Source organism: Candidatus Eisenbacteria bacterium, from assembly GCA_020847735.1.
Classification (GTDB): domain Bacteria; phylum Eisenbacteria; class RBG-16-71-46; order RBG-16-71-46; family RBG-16-71-46; genus CAIXRL01.
Genome location: JADLBL010000024.1, coordinates 1 through 24,291, shown reverse-complemented (window position 1 = coordinate 24,291; position 24,291 = coordinate 1). Strand labels below are relative to the sequence as shown.

The following is a 24,291-nucleotide window of genomic DNA, read 5'->3' as shown; positions in this document are numbered from 1 at the left end:
CGGGGCCCCGCGCGCATCCGGCTTGACTAGCACCGGACTTGCCCGGCGCGGCCCCGGCACGGTTTACTCAACGGCGCTTCGCTGCCGAACCTTCCCTCACGCGGGAGCCTCCGATGGACGAACGCGAGCTCATCTACGACTGGAACGAGCACGGTGAGCACTGGGCCGCTCCCCCGGGCGGCGTCCAGTTCGACGACGAGACCCTGCGCGACGGCCTGCAATCGCCCTCGGTGCGGACGCCGACCATCGGGCAGAAGATCGAACTGCTCCACCTGATGGAACGGCTGGGCATTCATACCGCCGACATCGGGCTTCCGGGCGCGGGCCCGCACGTCGTGCGCGACGTGGCGCTGCTCGCGCAGGAGATCGTCTCCTCGAAGCTGCGCATCCGGGCGAACTGCGCGGCGCGCACGATGGTGCGCGACATCCAGCCGGTCGTGGACGTTTCCCAGAAGGTCGGATTGCCGATCGAGGTGTGCACGTTCATCGGCTCCTCCCCGATTCGCCAGTACGCCGAGAACTGGACCGACGAGATGATGCTGCAGCACACCCGCGAGGCGGTCACGTTCGCGGTCCAGCACGGCCTCGAAGTGATGTACGTGACCGAGGACACGATCCGTGCGCATCCGGGCACCCTGCGGTCGCTGCTGTTGACGGCCATCGAGTGCGGGGCGAAGCGGCTGTGCCTGTGCGACACGGTGGGCCACGCCACCCCGTCGGGCGTGCGCAACCTGCTCGGCTACGTCACCGGCCTGGTGCGCGAGAGCGGCGTCGACGTCGGCATCGACTGGCACGGCCACAACGACCGCGGCCTGTCGGTCATCAACACGATCGCGGCGATCCGCGCGGGCGCGACCCGCGTGCACGGCTGCGCGATCGGCATCGGCGAGCGCGTCGGCAACACGCCGATGGACCAGTTGCTCGTGAACCTGCGGCTGCTCGGCTGGATTGACAACGACCTCACCGCGCTCATGGAGTACGGCGAGAAGGCGTCGCGCTACACGGGGGTGCCGCTGCCGGTGAACTACCCGATGGTCGGCGCCGACGCGTTTCGCACCGGCACCGGCGTTCACGCCGCGGCGGTGATCAAGGCGTACCGCAAGGGGCAGGACTGGCTCGCCGATCGCGTCTACTCCGGCGTGCCCGCCGGCATCGTCGGCCGGCGACAGGAGATCGAGGTCGGGCCCATGAGCGGAGAGAGCAACGTCGTCTACTGGCTCGAGTCCCGCCGGATCGAGCCCCGCCCGGAGCGGGTCCAGGCCGTCTTCCAGCGCGCCAAGAGCGTGGACCGCGTCCTCACGGACGACGAAATCCACGCGGTGCTCGCGGCGCTGGCCGAGTCGCACGCGCGGTGAATCGCGCGGCGCTCTCATCCGCGCTGGGACTCGCCACGCTGCTGGCCGGCGCCACGACCGTTCGCTGCGGCGCCGCGACCAGCCCAGGGACGGCGGTGCGACAGCCGGCCACCCGCTCCCACCCGGCCGGGCGTGCCGCCGCGCCGGGCGCGAAGCGGGAGCCCGGGCAGGTGACGCCGGCCTCGGTCGCCTCGGAGGCGAGGACGCACGAGGACGCGGGTGCCTACGGGCTCGCGCTCGAGCAGCTCCGCCGGCTACGACCCATGGTGGCCCTCGACGGCGATCTCGAGCTCGCGACGGCGCTCGACGAGGCGCGTTCGAACCTGCTCGACAGCGCCTGGGTGCGCCTCAACTCCCCCCTGCTGACGGCGGCGCTGGCGGATACCGGAGTGCCCGAGCGCTGGCGCGACTATCCGTTCCAGCGCGAGCCGTTCTGGCTGAACGGCCGCTTCGACGGCTGGTACTGGTACGTCGCGCGCGCGCGCGCCGAAACGGCGCTGCGCCTGCGTCGCTGGGACGAGGCGGTCGCGGCCGCGCGCATCGCCGTGCACGCCCGCCCGCTCTCGGGCAAGGAGCACCTGCTGCTCGCGCTGTCGCTGGCGCACGCGGGCGACCTGCGCGGCGCGGCCGAGGAGGCGGCGCGAGCGCACGCGCTCGATCCGCTGCTGCCCGAGTCGCGGTATCTCTCCGGGCTGCTGGCGTGGCGCGCCGGACATCGCGCGCTGGCGCGGGCGGCGTTTCAGGCGGCGCGCGAGGGCGACTCGACCTTCCGCGCACCCGCGCTGGCGCTCTCGCGCCTGCTCGTGCCGGGCCTGGCGCCCGACTCGCTGCCGACGCGCTTCCTGACCGGGCTGCGGCGGGCCGGCGAGCTGACCTCCAGGGTGCGGCCCAAGCTCGAGGAGTACGTGCAGTTCGACCAGCTCGCGACTCTGTTCGGCCGGCCGGTTCGCGCGGTGCCGGATTCCCTCAAGGCGGCGATGGGATTGACCCGCCCGCTGCGCCTCTACGTGACGGTGCTGGTGGACCAGACCGGGCGCGTGGTGATGGACGACCTGCCCTGGCTGCCGCCGGGACACTTCCCGGAACCGATGCTCGCCGCCGTGCTCGGCGATGCCGCGCGCTGGCACTTTCGCCCGGCGCTCAAGCTCGGCAAGCCCCGCATCTCCTACGCGACCGTCGAGTACGAGCTGACCCCCTGAGCGCGGTCCGCCGCGCGACGAGAGAGGATCCAACGTGTCCCGCAACCATCGGATCGCCGTCATCCCGGGCGACGGCATCGGGCCCGAAGTCGTGCGCGAGGGCCTGCGCGTGCTCGAACACGTCGCCGCGCTCGAAGGCTTCTCCGTTTCGCTGACCCGCTACCCCTTCGGCGCCGAGCACTACCTGAAGACGCAGGAAGTGCTGCCGGAGCCGGCGTTCGAGGAGATCCGGGGCATGCACGCGGTGCTGCTCGGGGCGATCGGCGATCCGCGCATGGCGCCGGGCTTTCTCGAGTTCGGCATCGTCGCCCGCCTGCGCTTCGGGCTCGACCTGTACGCCAACCTGCGCCCGGTGAAACTCCACGACGAGTACCTCTGCCCGCTCAAGGGCAAGGGGCCCGAGCAGCTCGACTTCGTGGTCGTGCGCGAGAACACCGAGGACGCCTACGCGGGCATGTGGGGCCAGTTCAAGAAGGGCACGCCGGACGAGGTGGCGACGCAGGAGATCCTGTTCACGCGCAAGGGCGTCGAGCGCGTCCTTCGCTACGCGTTCGAACTCTGCCGCGCTCGGAACCGGCGGCGCAAGCTCACGCTGCTCACCAAGGCGAACGCGATCCGGGCGATGGAGCTGTGGACGCGAACCTTCGCCGAGGTCGGCGCCGAGTACCCCGACATCCAGCGCGAGCACCAGTACATTGACGCCGCGTGCATGTTCGTCGTGACCGCGCCGGAGCAGTACGACACGGTCGTCACCAGCAACATGTTCGGCGACATCTTCACCGACCTCGGCGCGGCGCTGGTCGGCGGACTGGGCATCGCCGCGAGCGGGAACCTCCACCCGGGGCGCGTCAGCCTGTTCGAGAGCATCCATGGCTCGGCCCCGCAGTTCGCCGGCCAGAACCGCGCCAACCCGCTGGCCACCATCATGGCCGTCTCGATGATGCTCGAGTATCTCGGGGAGCGCGCCGCGGCCGCCCGCGTCGAGGGCGCGGTCGTGAAGCTGCTGCGCTCGCGCGCCCTTCCGAACCTGGGTATGGACTCCGGCTTCGGCACCGACCGCGTCGGGGAACTGGTGCTCGCCGAACTGAAGGCCGCGCCCACCGCCTGAGGTTTCGCCGGGCAGGCGGCCGCGGCGCGCTCCCAACGCGCCCTCCGGGCTCGAAGCACCCGGGATCGTACGGCTGAAAACGGTACCAATCACCTCTCGGGAGATGGGACCGGACGTGGCCCGGGGATGCGCGTTCCAACTATCTGGAACGGCCGCAAACTTTACTTGGGTTCTTTTCCTTCCGCGTGCATATTGCGTCCAGGCAGGCGATCGAGCTCGACATCCGCAGGGCTGCATTACGGCCGTTCGATCGTGAGCCACGCCCGGGTCCCCCCCGCTATGCCGGGCACGCAGGTCGTCCATTTCCGTCGTGTGGCACGCGCCGCGCGTTCAAGGTTCATCCATGGCCCGCCCCATTGCCCGCGCGCTCGGTCATCCCATTCCGTTTCGTGCCGCCGGAGCCTCCTCCCCGAGGCAGGCGGTCCGAACCGCCGCGGCCGTCGTGAACCTGCGCTTCGCGCTGCCTCGCGCCGCGCTGACCGACGTGCACGTGGTGGACGAGCGCGACCGGCGCGTGCGAACGCTGGCGTGCGGCGAGCTGACGGCGGGCGAACACGCGATCGTCTGGGACGGCCTCGACGAGTCGGGCGCGCGCTGCCCGGCTGGCCGATACATCCTGCGGCTCGAGACCGCCGGCAGCCTGCTGACTTCGCGCGTCGTCTCGCTCGCGTAGGCGCCGGGCGCGGTCCCGCCGCGACCGAACGTGTTACTCGTTGGGTTCGACGGCCGGCGACAGGAAGCGCTCGGCCCAGCGATAGCCTTCGAGCACCAGCAGCGCCAGGACGGTTCCGGTGACCGCCAGCCCGTAGGCCTTCACGCCCACCGCGGTGCCGATGGCCGCCACCATCCAGATGCTCGCGGCGGTCGTCAGCCCGGCCACGTAGCCCTCCTGGCGCAGGATGCTGCCCGCACCGAGGAATCCGACGCCCGTGACGACGCCGTGAACGATGCGCGAGGCGTCGAGGCTCTGCCCCCCATACGCATGATAGGCGTAGGAGGTCAGCAGGCAGAACATCGTCGAGCCCAGGCAGACGAGCACGTGCGTGCGCAGTCCCGCCGGCTTGCGGCCCATCTGCCGCTCCAGCCCGACCAGCGTGCCCAGGACGAGCGACAGGGACATCGGCAGGAGGTCCTGGAAGTACTCGCTCATGACGCCTCCTTGCGTGACGCGCGGGACCACCGCGCGAGGCCTGGCCGCGGGGAGCCGGGGTCGTTCACCCGCGGACCGCCCACATTACCTGCGTTCGAACTTCGCGGGCCGCTTCTCGAGGAAGGCCCGCATGCCTTCGTGCATGTCGTCGGTCGCGGCCAGCATTCCGAAGCGCGAACTCTCGAAGCGCAGACCCTGTTCGAGCGGCAGGCTCATGCCGCGCACCACGCTCTCGATGGCGTTCTCGACGGCGACGGGGCCGTTCTTGAGGATGGTCTCGGCCAGCGCGACGGCCTCTTCCAGGAGCTGTCCCTGCGGCACGACCCGGTTCACGAGCCCGATGCGCTCGGCCTCCTCCGCCTTCACGTTCCGGCCCGAGAGAATCAGTTCGAGCGCCCGGCCCTGGCCGACGAGCCGTGGAAGCCTCTGCGAGCCGCCGTAGCCCGGGATGATTCCCAGCTTGACCTCCGGCAGTCCGAGAACGGCGTTGTCCGAGGCGAGGCGGATGTGGCAACCGAGGGCGATCTCGCAGCCCCCGCCGAGCGCGAAGCCGTTGACGGCGGCGATGACGGGCTTGGGGCTGCGTTCGAGCAGGTCCACGACGCCCTGCCCGAAGCGCGAGAGATCCTCCGCCCCGGCCGGCCCCAGCGGGGCCAGCTCGGCGATGTCGGCGCCGGCGATGAACGCCTTCGGCCCCGCTCCGGTCACGACGAGCGCGCCCTGCGTCGGATCGGCGATGAACGCGCGCACCGCCCCGGCGATCTCCCCGAGGGTCGTGCGGTCGATGGCGTTGAGCTTCTCGGGTCGGTTCACCGTCAGGACCGTCACCGCCCCGCGGCGCTCGATCAGGAGGTTCCCGTAGGCGAGCGTGCTTGTGCTCATCTTCCTCTCCCTGTGAAGGCGGGCGATTCCGTAAAGCGCGCGCGAGTATAGGGGCGCCCGGGAAAGCCCGGCAAATCCGGCGTGGTCCGCGTCACCGGCAGGCGATACACTGCCTCGTCCTTCACTGTTCACGGGAGCATACGCATGGCAGATCCGACCACCCCATCCGCTTCGTTCGACCTCGGCCGGCTCCAGGCGGAGATCGACTTCATCTCGGAGTTGAGCTCGGTCGTCGCGGGCTCGTCCGAACTCCAACCCATCCTCGACTGGATGGCCCCGAAGACCGCGGGCCTGCTGGGCGCCGACGAGTGCAGCATCCGCCTGATGAGCGCCGACCGCTCCACGACCCAGACCGTGGTCAACATGGTGCGGGGCGGGCACGAAGCGGGCACTTCCTCGTGGCCGCCTCCGCTCAAGAACGCCGTGATGGGATTCCTGACGATCTGTCCGGGCGAGCTCTCCACGACCGACATCCTCTCCGATCCGCGGTTTCCGGCGCTGCGCAACGTCGCCTCGCCGGTGCGGGCCCTGCTCGCGGTGCCGCTTCGGGTGGACGGCGCCGTCACCGGAATGCTCGCGGTCAGCCAGCGCGAGCCCGGACACGTCTGGGACGCCGCCGACGCCAAGCTGCTCTCGATCGTCGCCAGTCACTCCGCCGGGGTGCTCGAAAAAGCCCGTCTGCGCGCCGAGGCGGAGGAGAAGCGCCGCCTGCAGCTGGAGAAGGAGAAGATCGAGAAGGAGCTGCTGCTCGCGCGCGAGATCCAGATGCGGCTGGTTCCCGAGCAACTCCTCGAGTGCGGGCCGTGGCGCGCCGACGGAAGGCTCGTCCCGGCGCGCCAGGTCGGGGGCGACTACTACGATTACTTCCCCATCGAGGGCGGCCGCTTCGCGGTCGCGCTCGCCGACGTCTCCGGCAAGGGCGTCCCGGCGGCGCTGCTGGTGAGCACCGTGCAGGGCACGCTGCGCGCGTTCTGCGACGGGCGGCGCCCGCCGCGCGAGGTGATTCGCGAGCTGAACCGGGCCGTCGTGCGTCACGCGGGCTCGGGGCGCTTCGTCACCCTCTTCTACGCCGAGCTCGATCCGCGAACGTGGGAGCTGCGTTACGTGAACGCCGGCCACAACTACCCGCTCCTGCGCCGCGCCGGCGGCGAGATCGAGCGGCTGGAGACGGGCGGCGTGCCGCTCGGCCTGTTCGAGGACGCGCAGTACGAGGAGAGCGTGATCCCGTTCGGGGACCGCGACGGCCTGCTTCTGTTCAGTGACGGCATCACCGAGGCGATGGACGTCCTGCAGGCCGAATACGGCGACGACCGCCTCGCGGCGCTGTGGGAAACGCATCCACTCGACGGCCCCGGCGAGTTCACCGCGCGCCTGATCTCGGACGTCGCGTTGTTCCGCGGCGCGGCCGCGCAGAGCGACGACATCACCGTCGTCGTGGTCGGCCGGCGCCCGGAAGTCTGACCATTCCGCGCCGTCGCGGAGCCGGGTTGCGGGGCTGGCTCGCCCGGCTGGGACTCGCCGCCCTCGCGGTGATGCTCGGCCTGTTCGCGTGGGCCTGGGTGCGTACGCAGGCGATCGACGTTGGGACGCTGGCCCGCCACGACCCGGGGCGCACGGCGCTGATGCGCCAGCGCGAACGCGAGGCCGCGGCGGCCGGCCGCCGCGCCCGCGAAGACCGCATCTGGGTGCCGTACTCGCGGATCTCGCCGCACCTTCGCCGCGCGGTGCTCATCGCCGAGGACGATGCGTTCTTCTCGCACGGCGGCCTCGACTGGAACGAGATCCGGGAGAGCGCGAAGCACGACCTGCGGACCGGGCGGCTCGCCCGCGGCGGCAGCACGATCACGCAGCAGCTCGCGAAGAACCTGTGGCTCGGAACCGCGCGCACGCCCATGCGCAAACTCGAGGAGGTCCTGCTGGCCATTCGCCTCGAACGCGCGCTCACCAAGCGGCGGATCTTCGAGCTCTACCTGAACGTCATCGAGTGGGGTGACGGCGTCTACGGGTGCGAGGCGGCGGCGCGGCACTGGTTCGGAACGAGCGCCGCCGCGCTCGACGCGCGGCAGTCCGTCCGGCTCGCGGCGGTCATCATCAACCCGCGCCGCTATTCGCCGACCGAGCCTCCCCGGCGCATCGAGCGCCGCGTCCGCATGATCGCCTCACGCATGCGGCGTCGCGGCGAGCTGTCGGAGTCCGACTGGCGCGCCGTTCTGGGCCTTGAGCCGCCCGCGACCGGGGTTCCCCGGGCGCCGGCCGAAGAGCCGGTCCCCGGTCCGCCGGAACGTGGCGCGGCGCCGGCGCCGCCCGACAGCCTGCCCTGAGCGCGGCGTTCAGCCGCCCAGCGCCTGCTTCACCAGACGCGAGACCGCACTGCCCTCGGCGCGGCCCTTCACCTGGGCCATGACGGCCCCGATGACCTTGCCCATGTCCTTCGGGCCCGCCGCGCCCGTGGACGCGACGGCCTTCCCGACGATCTCGGCGAGCGCGTCCTCGGAAAGCGCCGCCGGCAGGTAGCGCTGCGTGACCGCGATCTCGCGCTCTTCGGCGGCGTTCAGGTCGGCGCGGCCGTGACGGGCGTTGATCTCGATCGTCTCCCGCCGCTTCTTGACGTAGCGCTGGAGGATCTCGATCTCCTCCTCGGCGCTCAGCGTCGCCTCCCTGGGCTTCGCCGTCTTCGCCTCCATCAGAGCCGCCTTGAGCATGCGCAGCGTGCTCAGGGTCTCCGCGTCCCTGTCCTTCATCGCCCTCACCAGGTCGGTCTGCAGGCGCGCCTGGATCGTGGCGTCGTCGTTCGCGCTCATCCGGCTCCTCCGGGTTGTGCCCCGCGCACCGGGGCGGCGCGAACTCTAGTGGACTTTCGACGATTCGGCATCCGGGGCAGCGAGAACCCCCTCCGGACCTGCTCACCCGGGTCACCGCTTCGCGGAGAGCGGCACCTCGATTCCCGCCGTGTAGATCGTGTTGTCGCGCGTCGTGAAGTCGAAGCGGCTGTTGCGCTCGACGCCGAGCCGCACGAAGCGGAACTTCGCGTCGGCGGCCCAGCCGATCGTCTTTCGGCTGGCCGGCGCGACGGTGAGCTGGAACCAGTCGTTTGCCTCGTTCGCGAAACGCGCGCGCACCGGCACGACCCAGAGTCCCTCCTCGCGCGGATCGCGGATCACGGTCAGCCCGGCGAAGGAGTACGAGTGCCAGTACACGTCGGCCCCGACCTCGCCGACGACCAGCGTCTCGTCGTCGGTGACGATCGGACTCACGGCCGCGCGGGCGACCCAGCGCTGGCCGATCACCTGCCCGGTCTCGAGGAAGAAGCGTTCGGCGTGCCGTTCGTGCCGCCACGCCACGTCGTACGACGAGCGGCGGCGGTCCCGGAACGTCAGACCGAGTTCGGGTCGGAACTGGTCCTCGCCTCGCTCGAAGTCCCAGTACTCGAGCTGGACGTGGAAGGGGCCGGGCGCCACGTAGGCGATGACGTCACGCATGGCCTCACCGTCGGAGAAATCCCAGTAGCGCACCTGCGCCCCGGCCACCGGCGCGGCCGCGACGGGCGCGGCGGTGAGCGCGGCCAGGAGCATCGCGAGGCAGATCGGTCGTCTCATGCCGGTATCCGGTCCTGCGGCCCGCGCCGCGGCTTCATGGTCTGCTTGACGTAGCGCAGCCACGCCCAGGTGAAGAGGGCCGCGGTGCGCAGGATCGTGTTCACGGCGCCGTAGACGGGATAGAAGAGCAGGACGCCGAGCGGAGCGCGGCGATTCGAGCCGGGCTCGCGAATCACCATCCACGGGAACATCTCGAACGCCAGGTAGAGCAGGTAGAGGACCAGGGCCCACCAGCGCAACCCCGGTGTCACCGCGAGCACGAAGATGGACCAGGTCTTGAGCGGATCGGTGATCACGGTGAACAGGTTGTAGGCCATCTCGTAGCGCAGCCGCCAGCTGACGTTTCGCTTCGCGGCCAGCTTGATCATGTTGAAGACCTGGTGGTAGGTCCCGGGGTACCAGCCGAACAGGCGCTGTCGCGCCCACTCGCGCCAGCCGAAGGGCGTGACCGTCCACACCGGTTCGCTCGCGAAGGCGATGTGCCGGTCGTTGAGCAGGTGCAGGATCGTCCGCTGCAGGTCCTCGCCCTGGAACACGCAGGTGTGCTCGTGGTGCAGGGCCTGCAGATCGTCACGCCGGAACAATCCAATCGCGCCCGAGACGCAGCTCACGGACTGCGTGACGTCGTGGAAGCGCTTGCCGATCTCCATGCTCTTCGCGTACTCGTAGCGCTGCACGGCGCCGAGGAAGGTGTTCCCGCGCGCGCCGTCGCGATTGCGCCGGTCCGGCAGCACCTGGAAGGCGACGGCGTCGCTGCCGCCGACGGTGAGCAGCGAAGTCGGGATTCGCGAGGTGCCCAGCCGCGTGTCGTCGTCCAGCAGCAGCACGAGCGGCGTCCCGACCCGGTGGATCGCGAAGTTGATCGCCGAGGCCTTGCCCTTCGATTTCTCGAACCGGTGCACCGTGCAGCCGAGCCCGCGGGCCACCTCCGAGGTTCCATCGGTGCTGCCATCGTCCACGACGTGGACCCGCTCGGCCGGGATGAGCTTCACCAGCTCGCCGATCGTCTCCGGCAGCACCGCGGCACCGTTCCGGCAGGCGATGACCGCGCTCACCAGCGAAGTGTCCTGCTCGAAGCTCCGCGGCTCGGAACGACCGAGCAGCTCGATCACGAGCTTGACGAAGTCCACGAGCGTGCAGAACAGCACCACGAACAGCAGGTGTCCCGGCCAGCCGCCGGAGGTCGCAGCGCCGTCGAGCGGCGAGACGAAGCCCGGAACCAGAAGCGACCAGAAGTTCATCGGCCGTGCCTCCCGGAGCGGCGCGCATGCTTGACCGTGCCCGAAGCGCTCCCTACGCTGCCGCGCGATCCGACGTCCGTCCCACGCAGGAGGCACGCTTGAACCGCGAGCAACGACTGGCCGAGCTTCAACGTCGGCGCGAGCAGGCGCTGGCCGGCGGCGGCGCCGAGCGCGTCGCGAAGATCCACGCCAAGGGTCGACTCACCGCCCGCGAGCGCCTCGAGCTGCTGCTGGACCCGGGCTCGTTCACGGAGGTGGGAACGTTCGTCACGCACCGCTGCGCCGACTTCGGCATGGCCGACAGGCGAATCACCGGTGACGGCGTCGTGGCCGGATTCGGCCACGTGGACGGCCGTCTCGTCTACGTGTTCGCCCAGGACTTCACCGTGTTCGGCGGAACGATGAGCGAAGCCAACGCGAAGAAGATCTGCGCCATCATGGATCTCGCGATGGACAACGGCGCGCCGGTCGTCGGGCTGAACGATTCCGGCGGTGCGCGCATCCAGGAAGGCGTGCTCTCGCTGGGCGCCTACGCGGACATCTTCCTGCGCAACACGCTCGCCTCGGGCGTCGTGCCGCAGATCTCGGTCGTCATGGGCCCGTGCGCCGGCGGCGCCGTCTACTCCCCGGCCATCACGGACTTCACGATCATGGTGCAGGGCACGAGCCACATGTTCGTGACCGGCCCGGAGGTCATCAAGGCCGTCACCGCCGAGGACGTGACCTTCGAAGACCTCGGCGGCGCCATGACGCACAACACCAAGAGCGGAGTCGCCCATTTCGCGGCGGCCGACGACGCCGACGCCATTCGACATGTACGGCGGCTGCTTTCGTTCCTGCCCGGAAACAACGCCGAAGACGCCCCGCGCCGCAACGCCACGGACCCCGTGGACCGGCGGGCGCCGGAACTCGCGACGTTGGTGCCCGAGTCGCCCGACCGGCCCTACGACATGAAGGAACTGGTCCGCCACGTCGTGGACGACGGGGAGTTCTTCGAGGTGCACGAGCACTTCGCGGGCAACATCATCGTGGGTTTCGCGCGCCTGAACGGGCGTCCGGTGGGCATCGTCGGCAACCAGCCGAGCGTCCTGGCCGGAGTGCTCGACATCGACTCGTCGGTCAAGGGCGCGCGCTTCGTCCGATTCTGCGACGCGTTCAACATTCCCCTCGTGACGTTCGAGGACGTGCCCGGCTTCCTGCCCGGCACGCGGCAGGAATGGGGCGGCATCATCCGCCACGGCGCCAAGCTGCTGTACGCCTACTGCGAAGCGACCGTCCCGAAGCTGACGGTGGTCGTTCGCAAGGCCTATGGCGGCGCCTACGACGTCATGTCGAGCAAGCACATCCGCGGCGACTACAACGTCGCCTGGCCGAGCGCGGAGATGGCGGTCATGGGCGCCGACGGCGCGGTCAACATCCTTTACCGCGACGAGATCGCGAAGGCCGCGGACCCCGCCGCCGAACGGCGACGGCGGATCGCCGAATACAACGACAAGTTCGCCTCCCCGTACATCGCCGCCGCGCTGGGCTTCCTGGACGACGTGATCGAGCCCCAGGAGACGCGACCGAAACTGATCGCGGCTCTCGAGATGCTGCGGAACAAGCGCCAGAGCTCGCCTTCGAAGAAGCACGGCAATCCCCCGCTGTAGGCCATCGCGGCGTCGTCGCATCGAGCGGGTGACCCGGACCGGGGCGGGACCGGGACCAAAGGGCGGGTGAATACGGCGAAAATCGTAACCATGCGTTCATGCCCCGTTCAAAGGGTCATTCCGCCGTCGCGAGGGGCAAACCACCCTGCGGTGCGCCGGGGAATTCGCCGCGGGAGCGCGGATTGACCCGGCTCAGACGACCAGCATGGCGTCCCCGTAGGAGTAGAAGCGATAGCGCTCGCGGACCGCGTGCGCGTAGGCCGCCCGCAGGAGATCCCCGCCCGCGAACGCCGCCACCAGCAACAGCAGCGTGGTTCGCGGCAGGTGGAAGTTCGTCATGAGCGCGTCGGCCGCCTGAAACGCGTAGGGCGGATGAATGAACTTGCGCGTCCAGCCCGAGCCCGCGCCGAGCGTTCCACCGCACGCGTCGCAGGCGCTCTCGAGCGCGCGAACGCTCGTCGTTCCCACGACGACGATCCGGCCTCCCGCGGCGCGCGCGGAGTTCAGCGTCGCCGCCGCCTCCGCGGACACCTCGTACCACTCCTCGTCCATGCGATGGCTCGCCGGATCGGCCGCGGTCACCGGCCGGAACGTGCCCGGCCCGACGTGCAGCAGAAGCTTCGCGCGCGCCACGCCCAGCGCTCCGAGATCCGCGAGCAGCCCGGGCGTGAAATGAAGCCCCGCGGTCGGCGATGCGACCGCGCCATCCACACGCGCGTAGACCGTCTGGTAGCGTTCGCGATCCTCAGCCGCCGCGGCGCGGCGAATGTAGGGCGGCAGCGGAATCTCGCCGTGCACCCGCAACACGGCGTCGAGGTCGCCGCGCTGCACCCGCAGGACCCGCTCTCCCGCCTCACCTTCGGCGACCACCGCGAGTTCGAGGGCGCCGCCGGCCGCCGTGAGCACCAGGCCCACCGCGGCGTGCTTCGCGGGCCGCGCCAGCACACGCCAGCACTCCCCCTCCCCGGCTTCGGGGCGGACGAACAGCAGCTCGACGCGGCCGCCGGTGGGGCGGTGCGCGAACAGCCTGGCCGGCCGCACCCGCGTCTCGTTCAGCGCCAGCGCATCGCCCGCGCGCAACCACCGGGGCAGGTCGGCGACGGTCTGGTCGTGCAGCGCGCCCCCGGCGCGCTCGACGACCAGCAGGCGGGCCGCCTCGCGCCGCTGCGCCGGGTGCTGCGCGATCAACGCCTCGGGAAGGTCGTAGTCGAGGTCTTCGAGCCGCACGGTAACGCCGGCGCTCAGGCGAGTGGCAGTTCCGGCTGGTCGGTCCGCGACTCGCCGTCGCGCAGCCGCGCCGGCAGCGGCACCGACAGGTGCTCGTAAGCCAGACGCGTCGCCTCCCGGCCACGCGCGGTGCGCCGCACGAATCCCTCCTGCACGAGAAACGGCTCATAGACGTCCTCGAGCGTTCCGGCGTCCTCCCCGAGCACGACCGCGAGCGACTGCAGTCCGACCGGACCGCCGTCGTACCGCTGGATGAGCGCTTCGAGCATGCGCCGGTCCATCTCGTCGAGGCCGCGCTCATCCACCTCCAGCAGGCGAAGCGCCTCGCGGGTGACGCCGAGTTCCACCCGGCCGTCGGACTTGATGAGCGCGAAGTCCCGAACCCGGCGGAGCAGCCGATTGGCGACGCGCGGGGTGCCGCGCGAGCGCCGGGCGATCTCGCGGGCCGCGTCGTCGTCCACCACCGTTTCGAGAATGCCCGCGGATCGGCGGACGATGTGCCGCAGGTCCTCGACCGCGTAGAAGTCCATGCGCAGCGTGACCCCGAAGCGGGCCCGCATCGGCGCCGAGAGCAGGCCGGATCGCGTCGTGGCCCCGACGAGCGTGAACGGCTCGAGATTGAGCTTGAGCGAACGGGCGCTCGGTCCGCGGTCGATCAGCACGTCGAGCGTGAAGTCCTCGAGCGCGCTGTAGAGGTACTCCTCGACGATCGGGCTGAGGCGATGGATCTCGTCCACGAAAAGGATCCCGCGCGGTCCGAGGTTGGTGAGAAGGCCGGCGAGGTCGCCGGCCTTCTCGATCACCGGCCCCGACGTGTGCGTGATCTCGACCCCCAGCTCGTGCGCCAGGATGCTGGCCAGCGTCGTCTTGCCGAGCCCGGGCGGCCCGTGGAACAGCACGTGGTCGAGCGCTTCGCCGCGGCGCCGGGCCGCCTCGAGGAAGATGGCGAGCGGCTCACGGATCTGCGGCTGGCCCACGAACTCCGACAGCGCCGAGGGCCGCAGGCGTTTTTCCTCGCGTGCGTCCTCGGGGAGCGGCGCGGGGTCGGCGAGCCGGCCGGGTCGCTCACCGGTGATCCTGCGGGGCTTGTCGCTCATGGCGGTATCCGGATCCTTCAGCGCGAGACGACCGCCGGCTTCGCCAGCCGAAGCAGGGCGCGCTTCACGATGTCTTCGAGGGAAAGGTCGGGCTGTTCGCCCCCGGCCTTGCGAACGGCGTCCTGCGCCTGCGTCGCAGAATAGCCGAGCGTCACCAGCGCCGCGACGGCGTCGTCGAAGCGCTCGGAACGCGGCAGGACTCCCGCCTCCCGTCCGCGAGCGCCGGCCGTGGCGGAACCGGCCGGCAGGAAGTCGAGCTTGTCCCGCAGTTCGACCACGAGCCGCTCGGCCGTCTTGCGGCCGATGCCCGGCACCGCGACGATCGCGCCGATCTGCTCCTCCCGGATCGCACGCACGAGCGCCGCCGGGGCGAGTCCCGAGAGCGCGGCGAGCGCGAGCCTCGGGCCCACGCCGCTCACCCCGATGAGCAGATCGAAGAGCCTCAGCTCGTCCGCGTTCGCGAAGCCGAAGAGCAGCAGGGCATCCTCGCGCACGATCTGGCGCGTGCGCAGGCGCGCTTCAGTGCCGGCCGGCGGGAGCGCCGCGAGCGTGTGCGAGGAGACCTGAACGAGGTAACCCACCCCTCCGGCCTCGAGGACGCACCAGCCCTCGCCCCGCTCCAGCAACTGGCCGCGCAGCGAGGCGATCACCGGGCCGCCCTCGCCAGCAGCGCTTCCCAGGCGCGTGCCGGCCTTGCCCCCGTCCCGCGCGCGGCGAAGCGCGAGCGGTTGAGGTGGCAAAGCGCGCCCGCGAGAGCGTCGGCGGCGTCCGCCTGCGGCGACGATTCCAGGCCGAGGATGCGCCGAACCATCGCCGCCACCTGTTCCTTGGCGGCGCCGCCGCGACCGGTGACCGCGAGCTTCACCTCGCGCGGCGTGTACTCGGCCAGCTCGATGCCCCGCTCGACCGCCGCCACCATGAGTGCGCCGCGGACGTGGCCGAGCACGAGCGTGGAACGCACGTTCTGGTGGTAGAAGGCCTCTTCGAGGACGACGGCATCCGGCGAGAACCGCTCGAGGATCGCCCCGGCCTCTCGAGCCAGGAAGTGAAGCCTCCGCGGCAGGTCGAGGCCCGCCCCGGGCGAGAGGGTTCCGCACTCGACGCAGCGAAACGCGTTGCCGGACCTTTCCACGAGGCCCCAGCCGGTCCGTCGGCTTCCGGGGTCCAGTCCCAGGACACGCATGGCGCGCATGCTGGGGCTATTGCGTGAGCTTCGCAAGGACTTCGTCGGGAAGGAGGAAGTTCGCGTAGACCTTCTGGACGTCGTCATTCTCCTCGAGTTGCTCGATGAGCCTGAGCACGCTGCCGGCCCCCTGCTCGGTCAGCGTCACGTGGATCGAGGCGAGCCGGGTCACCTCCGCGCTGGACATCGCGACCGAGCGGGCGGCCAGCGCCTCGCGCACCGACTCGAACGCCGACGGCGGCGTCAGGACCTCGAACGTGGCTCCTTCGGCGACGACGTCCTCCGCGCCCGCCTCCAGGGCCAACTCCAGCAGAGCGTCCTCGGCGATCGCTGCCCGGTCCACGACGATCACGCCTCGCGTCCGAAACAGGTACGACACGGCTCCGGCGGCGGCGAGGCTGCCGCCGAAGCGCGTGAAAAGGTGGCGAATGTCGTTCGCGGCACGATTGCGATTGTCGGTCGCGCACTCGACGAGGATCGCAACCCCGTGAGGTCCGTATCCTTCGAAGTGCATCTCCTCGATCGTCGCGCCGTCGAGTTCGCCCGTACCCTTTCGGACCGCCCGCTCGATGTTGGCCGCCGGCATGTTCACCGCCTTGGCGGCCTGGATCGCCGTCCGCAGGCGCGGATTCCCGTCAGGGTCGCCGCCGGCCCGGGCGGCAAGGGTGATCTCCTTGATGATCCGGGTGAAGGCCTTGCCGCGGGCGGCGTCGGTCGCGGCCTTCTTGCGCTTGATCGTCGACCATTTGGAGTGGCCCGACATGCGTCCCGGGCGCCCGGCCGGAAGAGTCCGCGAACCCGCCGGCGGCGGGCCCGCGGGCCGTCCCCGCTAGGCGTTCGCGCCCGCCTCCTTCTCGGCCCGCGCCGCGGCGATGACCTTCTCGGCGATTTCGCGCGGCACTTCCTCGTAGTGCGACAGCTTGGCGTGGTGCATGCCTCTGCCCTGCGTGATCGAGCGCAGGTGCGAGGCGTACTTGTAGAGCTCGGCGGCGGGAACCTTGGCCTTGATGACCTGGTAGTGGCCGCTCGCTTCGGTGCCGAGAATCTTGCCCCGGCGCGAGGACATGTCCCCCATCACGTCGCCGAGGAACTCCTCCGGCACGCGCACTTCGAGGTCGCTGAACGGCTCGAGCAGCACGGGAGAGGCCTTGAGCACGACCTGGTGGAAGCAGGTCTCGGCCGCGATCTTGAACGCCATTTCCGAGGAGTCCACGTCGTGGTACTTGCCGAAGAACACCGCGACCCGCACGTCCACGACCGGGTAGCCGGCGAGCGGCCCCTTCTCCATGCCGGCGACGACGCCCTTCTCGACGGCGGGAATGTATTGCCCGGGAATCACCCCGCCCTTGATCTCGTCCACGAACAGGAACTTCCCGCCACGCGGAAGCGGCTCGACCTTGAGGTGCACCTCGCCGAACTGGCCGCGGCCGCCGGACTGTTTCTTGTGGCGGTATTCGTCCTGCGCCTTGCCGCGGATCGTCTCGCGGTACGGAACGTGCGGCTTGCTGAGCAGCACGTCCACGCCGAAGCGCTTCTTGAGGCGCTCGACGAGGATCTCGAGGTGCAGGTCGCCCATGCCGAAGACGAGGTGTTCCCGGGTGCTCTCCTCGTATCCGCGCGCGAGCGTCGGATCCTCCTCGTGCAGGCGCGCGATGCCCTGCGCCATCTTCTCCTCGTCCCCCTTGTTCTTCGAGCGGATGCACTCGGCCGTGACGGGATCGGGAAAGTCCGGGGCCGCCAGCTTCACCGGTCGCGCCTTGTCGGCCAGCGTGTCCCCGGTGTGCGTTTCGCGCAGCTTGACCGCCGCGACGATGTCGCCGGCGGCGGCGCCCTTGCAGTCCGACCTTTCCTTTCCGGTCAGGTGGTAGAGCGTGCCCATCTTCTCGGAGCGTGCGCGCGAAGTGTTGAGGAGTTCCTTGCCCGGCTCGAGGTGCCCGGCCCAGAGACGAATGAGCGACAACTCGCCGAGGTGTGCTTCGGCCAGCGTCTTGAACACGGTGGCCGCAACCGGAGCCGTGGCCTCGGGCCGGATCTCAACCACGGCCCCGTCGCCGCCGCTCGGGCCCTTCTGGGGATGGACGTCGAGTGGCGAGGGGAGGACGTCCGCGACCTCGTCGAGCACTTCCTTGACTCCGAGGTTGTGGTACGCCGAGCAGCAGAACACCGGGGCCAGATCGCACATCACGACCCGTTCGCAGAGTCCCTTGCGGATCTCCTCGACCGACAGCTCGCCGCTCGAGAGGAACTTCTCCATGAGACTCTCATCGCCGGTCGCGGCCTCCTCCATGAGCGTCGCGCGCGCCGCGGCGGCGCGTTCCGCGAGCTCGGCCGGAATCGGGATCTCCTGGCTCTTCTCCTCCACCCCTCGCCCGGTGAACTGCCACGCCCGGTTCTCGATCAGGTCCACGATGCCGGAGAACTGCTCCGCCTCGCCGATCGGGATCTGCACCGCCACCGCGTTCAGGCCGAGACGATCGTGACAGCTGCGGACCGCCGCCGCGAAGTCGGCGTGCTCCTTGTCCATCATGTTCACGACGACCAGGATCGGGCTCTTCTCCTGCTTGAGCACCTCCCAGACGACCTCGGTGCCGACCTCGACTCCAGCGCTGGCGCGGATCACGAGGATCGCGGCGTCCGCCACCCTCAGGGCGCTGTAGACGTCCCCAACGAAGTCCGGATACCCCGGCGTGTCGAGCAGGTTGACCTTGTGTCCCGCCCACTCGAACTGGGCGAGTCCCAGGTCGATGGTGATCTGCCGCGAGATCTCGTCGGGGGCGTGGTCGAGCAGCGTGGTGCCGTCGGAGATCCGCCCCAGCCGGGTCGTCGCCTTCGCGTTGAAGAGCATCGCCTCCGCCAGCGACGTCTTGCCGACTCCGTGGTGTGCGACCAGGGCGACGTTCCGGATCTGTGCAGTGGGGAACTCTTTCACCCGACACCTCCCGTGCGCAGCTCGAAGTGACCCGAGGACGGCGTGCCCGCGTTTGACACCGGCGAGCATCAATCGCGTAACTGCAAGCAAAGGCGGAAACTAGCATCGCTGTTCGAAGCGGGTCAAGAACTCAGGGACGGACCTTCCGGACGCGCGGGTTCCAGCGGTCGCAACATTGACCCGCCGAGAACATCGGCGGGCCCGGGCGGATTGAATCCCTCCGCCCACGACACTACTGTGGGACGCACATGGTCTGTCGTGGGCCTGCGGGCCCACTCTGGATCTTCCCGGTTGTGGGCCCTCGGGCCCACGCACCATTGGACCCGAAAGGAGCCGTCGAATGTCGTTTCTGAAGCCCCAGCGTGCCCTGAGCCTCGGGATCGCTGCGCTCGCTGCCTTTGCCTTCATGTTCGCGCTCACCGCCCAGGCCGGCCCCAGCAAGGGCAACGCCGCCGCGGGCAAGGTGATCTACACCTCCAAGTGCGTCGTCTGCCACAAGGCCGACGGGACGGGGGGCGTCAAGCTGACCGGCAAGCCGACCCCGAACTGGAAGCTGCCCAGCACCTGGGCCGACCCCGCGCGCGCCAAGGGTGGTGACGACTACCTGCGCGACTGCATCACCAACGGCAAGCTCAAGGAAGGCATGGTTGCGTGGGGCAAGTCGGGCCAGCTCAAGCCCGCTCAGATCGAGGACCTCATCGCCTACATCCACACGCTCGCGAAGAAGAAGTAGCGTCCTTCGGCCACCAGACGTACGAGACGAGGCGCGGCCCGACGGGCCGCGCCTCGCTGCTTTCGCCCGTCAGCGGATATCGAGCGTGTAGGGCAGCATCGCGAGCGTCGCGCCGGCCGGGAACCGGGCCGCCACGAGCCACGCGGCGAAGACGGGTGAGAGCGCGGAGGCCTCCGACTCGTCGTCTTCGACTCCGAGCAGGCCCTCCAGGAATGTCCGCACGAACGAGTGCTTCGGTCGCGGATAGAGCTCGAGGCGAACGGTCGCGTCCTCGGACAGCCCGGCGCGCGACCTTGCCACGGCCACCGCCGTGTTCAGGCCCCCCAGTGTGTCCACCAGGCCGAAGCGTTGGGCCGACAGGCCGGCCCAGACGCGGCCGCGGCCGAGCGAGTCCGCGCGTTCCTCGCTCATGCCCCTGCCCTCCGCCACTCGCGCGAGAAACACGCGGTAGAAGTCGTCGAGCTGGGCCTGGTAGCGATCCCGCTCCTGCGGGGTGAAGTCCCGGAACGGCGAGAGCATCTCCGCATTTCGCCCGCGCGAGACCGTTTCGATGTTCAGCCCGAGCTTCTGGTAGAGACCCAGCAGGTTGAGCTTGCCACCGAAGACGCCGATCGAGCCGGTGAGCGTCGTCGGTTCCGCCACGATGCGGTCGGCGCCGCAGGCGATGTAGTAGCCTCCCGACGCGGCGAGGTTCGACATGCTGACGATCACCGGCTTCTGGGCGCGGGCACGGCGCACCTCCTGCCAGATGTCGTCCGAGGCCTGGCCCGAGCCGCCCGGACTGTCCACGCGCAGCACGATGGCCTTGACCGCGCGGCGGTTCCGCGCCTCGCGAAGCGCGGAAACCATCGTTTCGGAGCCGCATTGCTCGCCACTCCACGGATTCGAGCTCGAACGACCGGGTACGATGGCGCCGCTCGCCACGATCAGGGCGATCTCCGGTTCGCCGAGGGACGTCGCGTCCTTCGTTCCGCGCACGTAACGGCTGAGTGAGGTCGTACCGAGGCTTCGCCCATCGGCCTGCCCGGCGAGCGCGTCGAGGCTGGGTTCATCGAGCAGCGTATCGAGCAGGCCGGCGTGCAGCGCGGCCCGTGCGGTGAAGGGGCCTTCGTCGATCAAGCGGCGCACGGAATCCGGGGCCAGGTCCCGCGCCGAGGCGAGCGAGTCCACGAGCAGGCCGTACTCCTCGTCGAGCAGCGATTCCAGCGCCGCGCGCGCCGGCGCGCTGAAACCCGTGCGGGTATAGGTCTCGACCGCGGACTTGTACTCACCCACGCTGGCGAAGTTCGGGGTGATGCCCAGCTTGTCGTAGGTCCCGCGGAGAAACATCGCCGACAGCGTCAAACCATCGAGTTGGAGGATCGCCGTTTCCGGCATCGAGACCAGGTCGGCCCCTGTGGCGAGCAGGTACGACTGCTCGTCGCCCCCGGCAAGGCTCACGTAGACCGGCTTGCCGGCGTCCCGGAACAGGGCGAGCGCGTCCCTGAACTCGGCGATGCGGGCCCAGCCCCAGCTCACGCCCCCGACATGAAGAACCAGGGCGTCGATCGCGTCGTCGTCGGCCGCGCGCGAGATCCCGGCGCATATTTCGCGCAGGCTGGGCTGGTCTCGACGAAGCGACGCAAGGGAGAACGGCAGATACGGGGCGGGAGCCTCGTCGATCTCGGCGGGCACGTCGTAGACCAGCATTCGGTGCTCGGTCGGGCCTCGTACGGGGCTGCGGAATCGGTTGACGACCGCCAGGGCGACGGCCCCAAGCACCACAACCAGGATGATCCACCCCAGAACCCTGCGTCGGGACCCCATGCAACCCTCCGTGGTGACGTGCGTTTCAGAACAGTCTACGGACGTCGAGCGAGAAGTAAAGGCTCCGGGCATCCTGATCCGGATCGTCGTGGCGCTCGTCGCGCAGCGTGGCCAGGGCGCGCACTCGCATCCGGGCCGGCAGTTTCTGGTCCAGGAAGGCGCTCAGCTCCACGAAGGTGAAGTCGGAATGAAGCGGGGTTGCCGGCAGCAGGAGGTCCGTCATCGCGGCGACGGTCCCGGCATAGCGCCTGCGCCCGAAAGCCGGGGCCACGTTCCACCAGGAGGCGGCGGTGAAGCGCTCGAGCTCCAGCGTCCAGCCGAGTTCGTCGTAGGACTCCGCATCGTTCCACGGCGCCGAGAGCCACTCGGCCCGCGGTCCCATTCCAACCCGCCAGGCCGTACCCAGCGTGCGCCCCAGGAGCAATCGTGCGTCCCAGACGTCGTAGTCGAAGTCGAGCAGGCTGTCCGGGACGTCGAAGCGGAGGGATTCGAGGCTGACCTCCGGGCGGATTTCCCAGGACAGCGCGGGCGCGAAGGTTCCCGACAGGGTCGTCTCGCCCCTCAGGAATCGGTCCCGGCTGCTGGTCACGTCCCGGAGGGCCACGCGACGGTCCGCCTCGGCCGCCAGGACGAGCGAGCTCGCGATCCCGAAGTTCCGTCGCCAGGTGACGGCCAACCGATGCTCGAACTGGTCGCGGGAGGTGGAGTCGCGGAACACGCGCCCCACCGCACCGTACTCCACGTCCCACTCCGAACCCAGGAGCGGCGTGCGCGCCCATCCGGCGGATACACGCGCCGAGGTGCCCGAAAGTACGAACGGGTCGCTGCCCGCGAGCGCACGCACGACTTCGGAGCCGGCCGCGAGGCGCAGCGCCGAAGACTCGTCGAACGACAGGAGCCTCGCGCGACCCGTGAGCGCTGCCCTCCATTCCCGGCGCCGCATTCCAAACCCGTCGTCGCGGCTGTACTCGGCGCGTGGTTCGAGGGCAAGCCGCAGCCGATCGCGAGGCTGCACACGAACCGTGGCCGTTGCGGCAAGGCGGGTCGCCTCGTCGCCCGTGGACAACTCCGGCACGAAGCGAAGCTGCCAGCGACCGCTCCCTGCAGACCGCAGGAGTTCGGCCATGGCGACCACCGCGACGCGTGACTCCGGAGAATCGTGGAGCCTGCGCCCGAGAAACGTCGTGTCGTCGATCGCCGATTCGTAGAACTGCTCATTCGAAACTTCGGCCGCCGTCCCAACCTCGCCGCGGACCGAGAGACTGTCCGCGCCACGGGCGGAACCCGTCGCGAGCAGCAGCGCCGCGGCCAGAACAGCAACGGTGATCTGCGGCGACGAGGCCGTGCCCCCCGCGTGGCCTGCCCCGTGGTGGGCAGCGCGAGCCTCGCACGATGGCGCGCCGGAGCGGATCATCAGGGAGGGCGTTGCGGCGGCCGGGTTCGCGTCAGCGACGACCGCGCCCCGGCGGAGACGATCCGGACCGGGCGGCACGCCGCGCCGTGATCCGGGCCACATGGGTCAGGCGGAGCGCCGCCTCGAAATGCCGGGCGCGATTCTCCGAATGCGCTTCGGCCTGCAGCGACTGGGCGCGGTCGAACGCGCTGCGAACCCCCGGGTCCGGATCGTCCCCAAGGCGATCGCGAAGCCTGGCGAGCAGATCGTCGGTGCGTTGCAGCGCGCGAGATGCGTTGTCCGCGAGCGACTCGACGACGTTGCACAGCCTCATCGCCTTCTGAATGCGTTCACGTGCGCTGGTCGTGAGCTGGAGACCGGCAAGGTAACGGCTCTCGCCGATCGCCGCCTCGGCGCGAGCCTGCATTTCCTGCGCGACTCGAAGCAGCGCCTTCGCCCGCGGATCGGAACAGTCCGCGAGGCGGTCGCGGGCGCGGTCCAGCAGTTCACCGGTGCGCTCCACCTGGACTTCCACCCGCTCCGGATCCGGCAGTCCGCGAACGATCGCGATCGCCCGATCCGCATGCGAGCGCGACTCGAGCGTCGCGCGTTCCGCAAGGCCGTACTGGGCCGCACCGAATGCCGTGCGCGCGCGATCCTGTTGCTGTCGGGCGGTCGCGAGTTCGCTCTTCGCCTGTGCGGGCGCAGAATCGAGAACGACCCGCTCCGCCTGTTCGATGCGCCGATCGGTCGTCTCGAGCGCGGCCTGGACGCGATCAGGCCACTGGCCCTGCGCGCCGGCGCGAACCGGCGAGACGGCCATGACCAGCGCGACCAGAACACTCAACCCATGTTGTCTCGAGACGACCATCGAGTCCTCCGGCCTCCCGTGGAGGCCAACTCCAGCGGGATCTTGCCGGTGTCAGGAAGCAGGCGCCATGCCCGGAATCAGGCGCTCAGGCCGCCGACGGAGAGCATTGCCGCCCATCAGTTTGCGCCCTCGCGACAAAATCCGGCACATCGCGAGGCCCGAACGGTTGACCAGCGAAGTACGCCTGCGCCCGGGTGGTGACCGGCTTCGGACACCGCGGGCGGCGTCACCGCCCCAGGCCCGGGCCGAAAAAAAGTGAAGCCCCACCCCGCTACGGGGTGAGGCTTCACGAAGGAAAAAAGGGGCGGCGACCTACTCTCCCACCGGGTCTCCCCGGCAGTACCATCGGCGCGGGAGGGCTTAACTTCTCTGTTCGGAATGGGAAGAGGTGTTTCCCCTCCGCCATAGCCACCCCAATACGGATGACAATCGAACGAGACGCTGGAACACCATGAAGCGCCTAAGAAAAACCGGCCAAGCCTCTCGGCTGATTAGTACGGATCGGCTGAAACCCTCACGGGCCTTACACCTTCCGCCTATCGACGTTGTAATCTCCAACGAGCCTTCAGGTGGCATAAGCCACGGGATCCCTAATCTTGGGGTGTGTTTCGCGCTTAGAGGCTTTCAGCGCTTATCACATCCGAACATAGCTACCCGGCAGTGCCCTTGGCAGAACAGCCGGCACACTAGAGGTTCGTTCGCTCCGGTCCTCTCGTACTAGGAGCAACTCCCCGCAAGGATCCTTCGCCCACGATGGATAGGGACCGAACTGTCTCACGACGTTCTGAACCCAGCTCACGTACCGCTTTAATGGGCGAACAGCCCAACCCTTGGGACCTTCTCCAGCCCCAGGATGCGATGAGCCGACATCG

At 69.8% G+C, this 24,291-nt stretch carries 22 protein-coding genes and 2 rRNA genes; 8 read left to right on the top strand and 16 right to left on the bottom strand.

Going from position 1 to position 24,291, the window contains the following annotated elements; translation table 11 throughout:
* The first annotated feature begins 113 nt into the window (after window positions 1-113).
* The 4 genes from IT347_13275 to IT347_13260 all read left to right on the top strand — a co-directional run bounded on the left by IT347_13275 (window position 114) and on the right by IT347_13260 (window position 4,335).
* Window positions 114-1,355, top strand: a complete 1,242-nt coding sequence (locus IT347_13275) for a 2-isopropylmalate synthase (GenBank protein ID MCC6350552.1) — start codon at window positions 114-116, stop codon at window positions 1,353-1,355.
* Entirely contained in the window at window positions 1,352-2,554 is a 1,203-nt protein-coding gene (locus IT347_13270) for a hypothetical protein (GenBank protein MCC6350551.1), read from the top strand. The genes IT347_13275 and IT347_13270 overlap by 4 nt, the downstream gene beginning before the upstream one ends.
* 34 nt (window positions 2,555-2,588) lie before the next feature.
* Window positions 2,589-3,662 (top strand): 3-isopropylmalate dehydrogenase, encoded by a 1,074-nt coding sequence (locus IT347_13265; GenBank protein MCC6350550.1) that lies wholly within the window; start codon window positions 2,589-2,591, stop codon window positions 3,660-3,662.
* Between the two features lie 343 nt (window positions 3,663-4,005).
* On the top strand, window positions 4,006-4,335 hold the full coding sequence (locus IT347_13260; protein ID MCC6350549.1) for a hypothetical protein: 330 nt from the start codon (window positions 4,006-4,008) through the stop codon (window positions 4,333-4,335).
* A gap of 33 nt (window positions 4,336-4,368) precedes the next feature.
* Here IT347_13260 and IT347_13255 read toward each other — a convergent pair whose 3' ends face one another.
* Window positions 4,369-4,812 (bottom strand): MgtC/SapB family protein, encoded by a 444-nt coding sequence (locus IT347_13255; GenBank protein ID MCC6350548.1) that lies wholly within the window; start codon window positions 4,810-4,812, stop codon window positions 4,369-4,371.
* Window positions 4,813-4,896: 84 nt separating this feature from the next.
* Window positions 4,897-5,694 carry an enoyl-CoA hydratase/isomerase family protein gene (locus IT347_13250; GenBank protein ID MCC6350547.1) on the bottom strand — a complete coding sequence of 266 codons (798 nt, stop codon included), beginning with the start codon at window positions 5,692-5,694 and terminating at the stop codon, window positions 4,897-4,899.
* 144 nt (window positions 5,695-5,838) lie between these two features.
* On the opposite strand from IT347_13250, the gene IT347_13245 reads away from it, so the two are divergent.
* Complete coding sequence (locus tag IT347_13245) at window positions 5,839-7,155, top strand: SpoIIE family protein phosphatase (protein ID MCC6350546.1); 1,317 nt, start codon at window positions 5,839-5,841, stop codon at window positions 7,153-7,155.
* A gap of 26 nt (window positions 7,156-7,181) precedes the next feature.
* Window positions 7,182-8,015 (top strand): monofunctional biosynthetic peptidoglycan transglycosylase, encoded by an 834-nt coding sequence (mtgA, locus tag IT347_13240; protein MCC6350545.1) that lies wholly within the window; start codon window positions 7,182-7,184, stop codon window positions 8,013-8,015.
* 9 nt (window positions 8,016-8,024) lie between these two features.
* Here the strand turns inward: mtgA and IT347_13235 are convergent, their stop codons facing one another.
* The 3 genes from IT347_13235 to IT347_13225 all read right to left on the bottom strand — a co-directional run bounded on the left by IT347_13235 (window position 8,025) and on the right by IT347_13225 (window position 10,531).
* Window positions 8,025-8,495 carry a GatB/YqeY domain-containing protein gene (locus tag IT347_13235; protein MCC6350544.1) on the bottom strand — a complete coding sequence of 157 codons (471 nt, stop codon included), beginning with the start codon at window positions 8,493-8,495 and terminating at the stop codon, window positions 8,025-8,027.
* A 111-nt stretch (window positions 8,496-8,606) separates the two neighbouring features.
* Complete coding sequence (locus IT347_13230) at window positions 8,607-9,290, bottom strand: hypothetical protein (GenBank protein MCC6350543.1); 684 nt, start codon at window positions 9,288-9,290, stop codon at window positions 8,607-8,609.
* A complete protein-coding gene (locus IT347_13225; GenBank protein MCC6350542.1) occupies window positions 9,287-10,531 on the bottom strand; it encodes a glycosyltransferase family 2 protein in 1,245 nt (414 codons plus the stop codon). Before IT347_13225 ends, IT347_13230 begins: the two co-directional genes overlap by 4 nt.
* Before the next feature lie 26 nt (window positions 10,532-10,557).
* On the opposite strand from IT347_13225, the gene IT347_13220 reads away from it, so the two are divergent.
* Entirely contained in the window at window positions 10,558-12,180 is a 1,623-nt protein-coding gene (locus tag IT347_13220; GenBank protein MCC6350541.1) for an acyl-CoA carboxylase subunit beta, read from the top strand.
* 192 nt (window positions 12,181-12,372) lie between these two features.
* On the opposite strand, the gene queA is transcribed toward IT347_13220, so the two are convergent.
* From queA to fusA, 6 genes are all read right to left on the bottom strand, one after another.
* On the bottom strand, window positions 12,373-13,407 hold the full coding sequence (gene queA / locus IT347_13215) for a tRNA preQ1(34) S-adenosylmethionine ribosyltransferase-isomerase QueA (GenBank protein MCC6350540.1): 1,035 nt from the start codon (window positions 13,405-13,407) through the stop codon (window positions 12,373-12,375).
* Window positions 13,408-13,421: 14 nt separating this feature from the next.
* Entirely contained in the window at window positions 13,422-14,504 is a 1,083-nt protein-coding gene (ruvB, locus tag IT347_13210) for a Holliday junction branch migration DNA helicase RuvB (protein MCC6350539.1), read from the bottom strand.
* 17 nt (window positions 14,505-14,521) lie between these two features.
* Window positions 14,522-15,154, bottom strand: a complete 633-nt coding sequence (gene ruvA / locus IT347_13205) for a Holliday junction branch migration protein RuvA (protein MCC6350538.1) — start codon at window positions 15,152-15,154, stop codon at window positions 14,522-14,524.
* Window positions 15,151-15,687, bottom strand: coding sequence for a crossover junction endodeoxyribonuclease RuvC (gene ruvC / locus IT347_13200; protein ID MCC6350537.1), 537 nt, complete (start codon window positions 15,685-15,687; stop codon window positions 15,151-15,153). The genes ruvA and ruvC overlap by 4 nt, the downstream gene beginning before the upstream one ends.
* Before the next feature lie 16 nt (window positions 15,688-15,703).
* Entirely contained in the window at window positions 15,704-16,450 is a 747-nt protein-coding gene (locus IT347_13195) for a YebC/PmpR family DNA-binding transcriptional regulator (GenBank protein MCC6350536.1), read from the bottom strand.
* 66 nt (window positions 16,451-16,516) lie between these two features.
* Window positions 16,517-18,616: an elongation factor G gene (fusA, locus tag IT347_13190; protein MCC6350535.1), complete on the bottom strand. Its 2,100-nt coding sequence runs from the start codon at window positions 18,614-18,616 to the stop codon at window positions 16,517-16,519.
* Window positions 18,617-18,956: 340 nt separating this feature from the next.
* Between fusA and IT347_13185 the strand changes: the two genes are divergently transcribed.
* A complete protein-coding gene (locus IT347_13185) occupies window positions 18,957-19,349 on the top strand; it encodes a cytochrome c (protein ID MCC6350534.1) in 393 nt (130 codons plus the stop codon).
* A 69-nt stretch (window positions 19,350-19,418) separates the two neighbouring features.
* Here IT347_13185 and sppA read toward each other — a convergent pair whose 3' ends face one another.
* The 5 genes from sppA to IT347_13160 all read right to left on the bottom strand — a co-directional run.
* On the bottom strand, window positions 19,419-21,155 hold the full coding sequence (sppA, locus tag IT347_13180; GenBank protein ID MCC6350533.1) for a signal peptide peptidase SppA: 1,737 nt from the start codon (window positions 21,153-21,155) through the stop codon (window positions 19,419-19,421).
* A 25-nt stretch (window positions 21,156-21,180) separates the two neighbouring features.
* Window positions 21,181-22,569 (bottom strand): hypothetical protein, encoded by a 1,389-nt coding sequence (locus IT347_13175; GenBank protein MCC6350532.1) that lies wholly within the window; start codon window positions 22,567-22,569, stop codon window positions 21,181-21,183.
* A 31-nt stretch (window positions 22,570-22,600) separates the two neighbouring features.
* A complete protein-coding gene (locus IT347_13170; GenBank protein ID MCC6350531.1) occupies window positions 22,601-23,395 on the bottom strand; it encodes a hypothetical protein in 795 nt (264 codons plus the stop codon).
* A gap of 323 nt (window positions 23,396-23,718) precedes the next feature.
* Window positions 23,719-23,835, bottom strand: a 5S ribosomal RNA gene (rrf, locus tag IT347_13165).
* Between the two features lie 54 nt (window positions 23,836-23,889).
* Window positions 23,890-24,291, bottom strand: a 23S ribosomal RNA gene (locus IT347_13160); the annotation flags it as partial.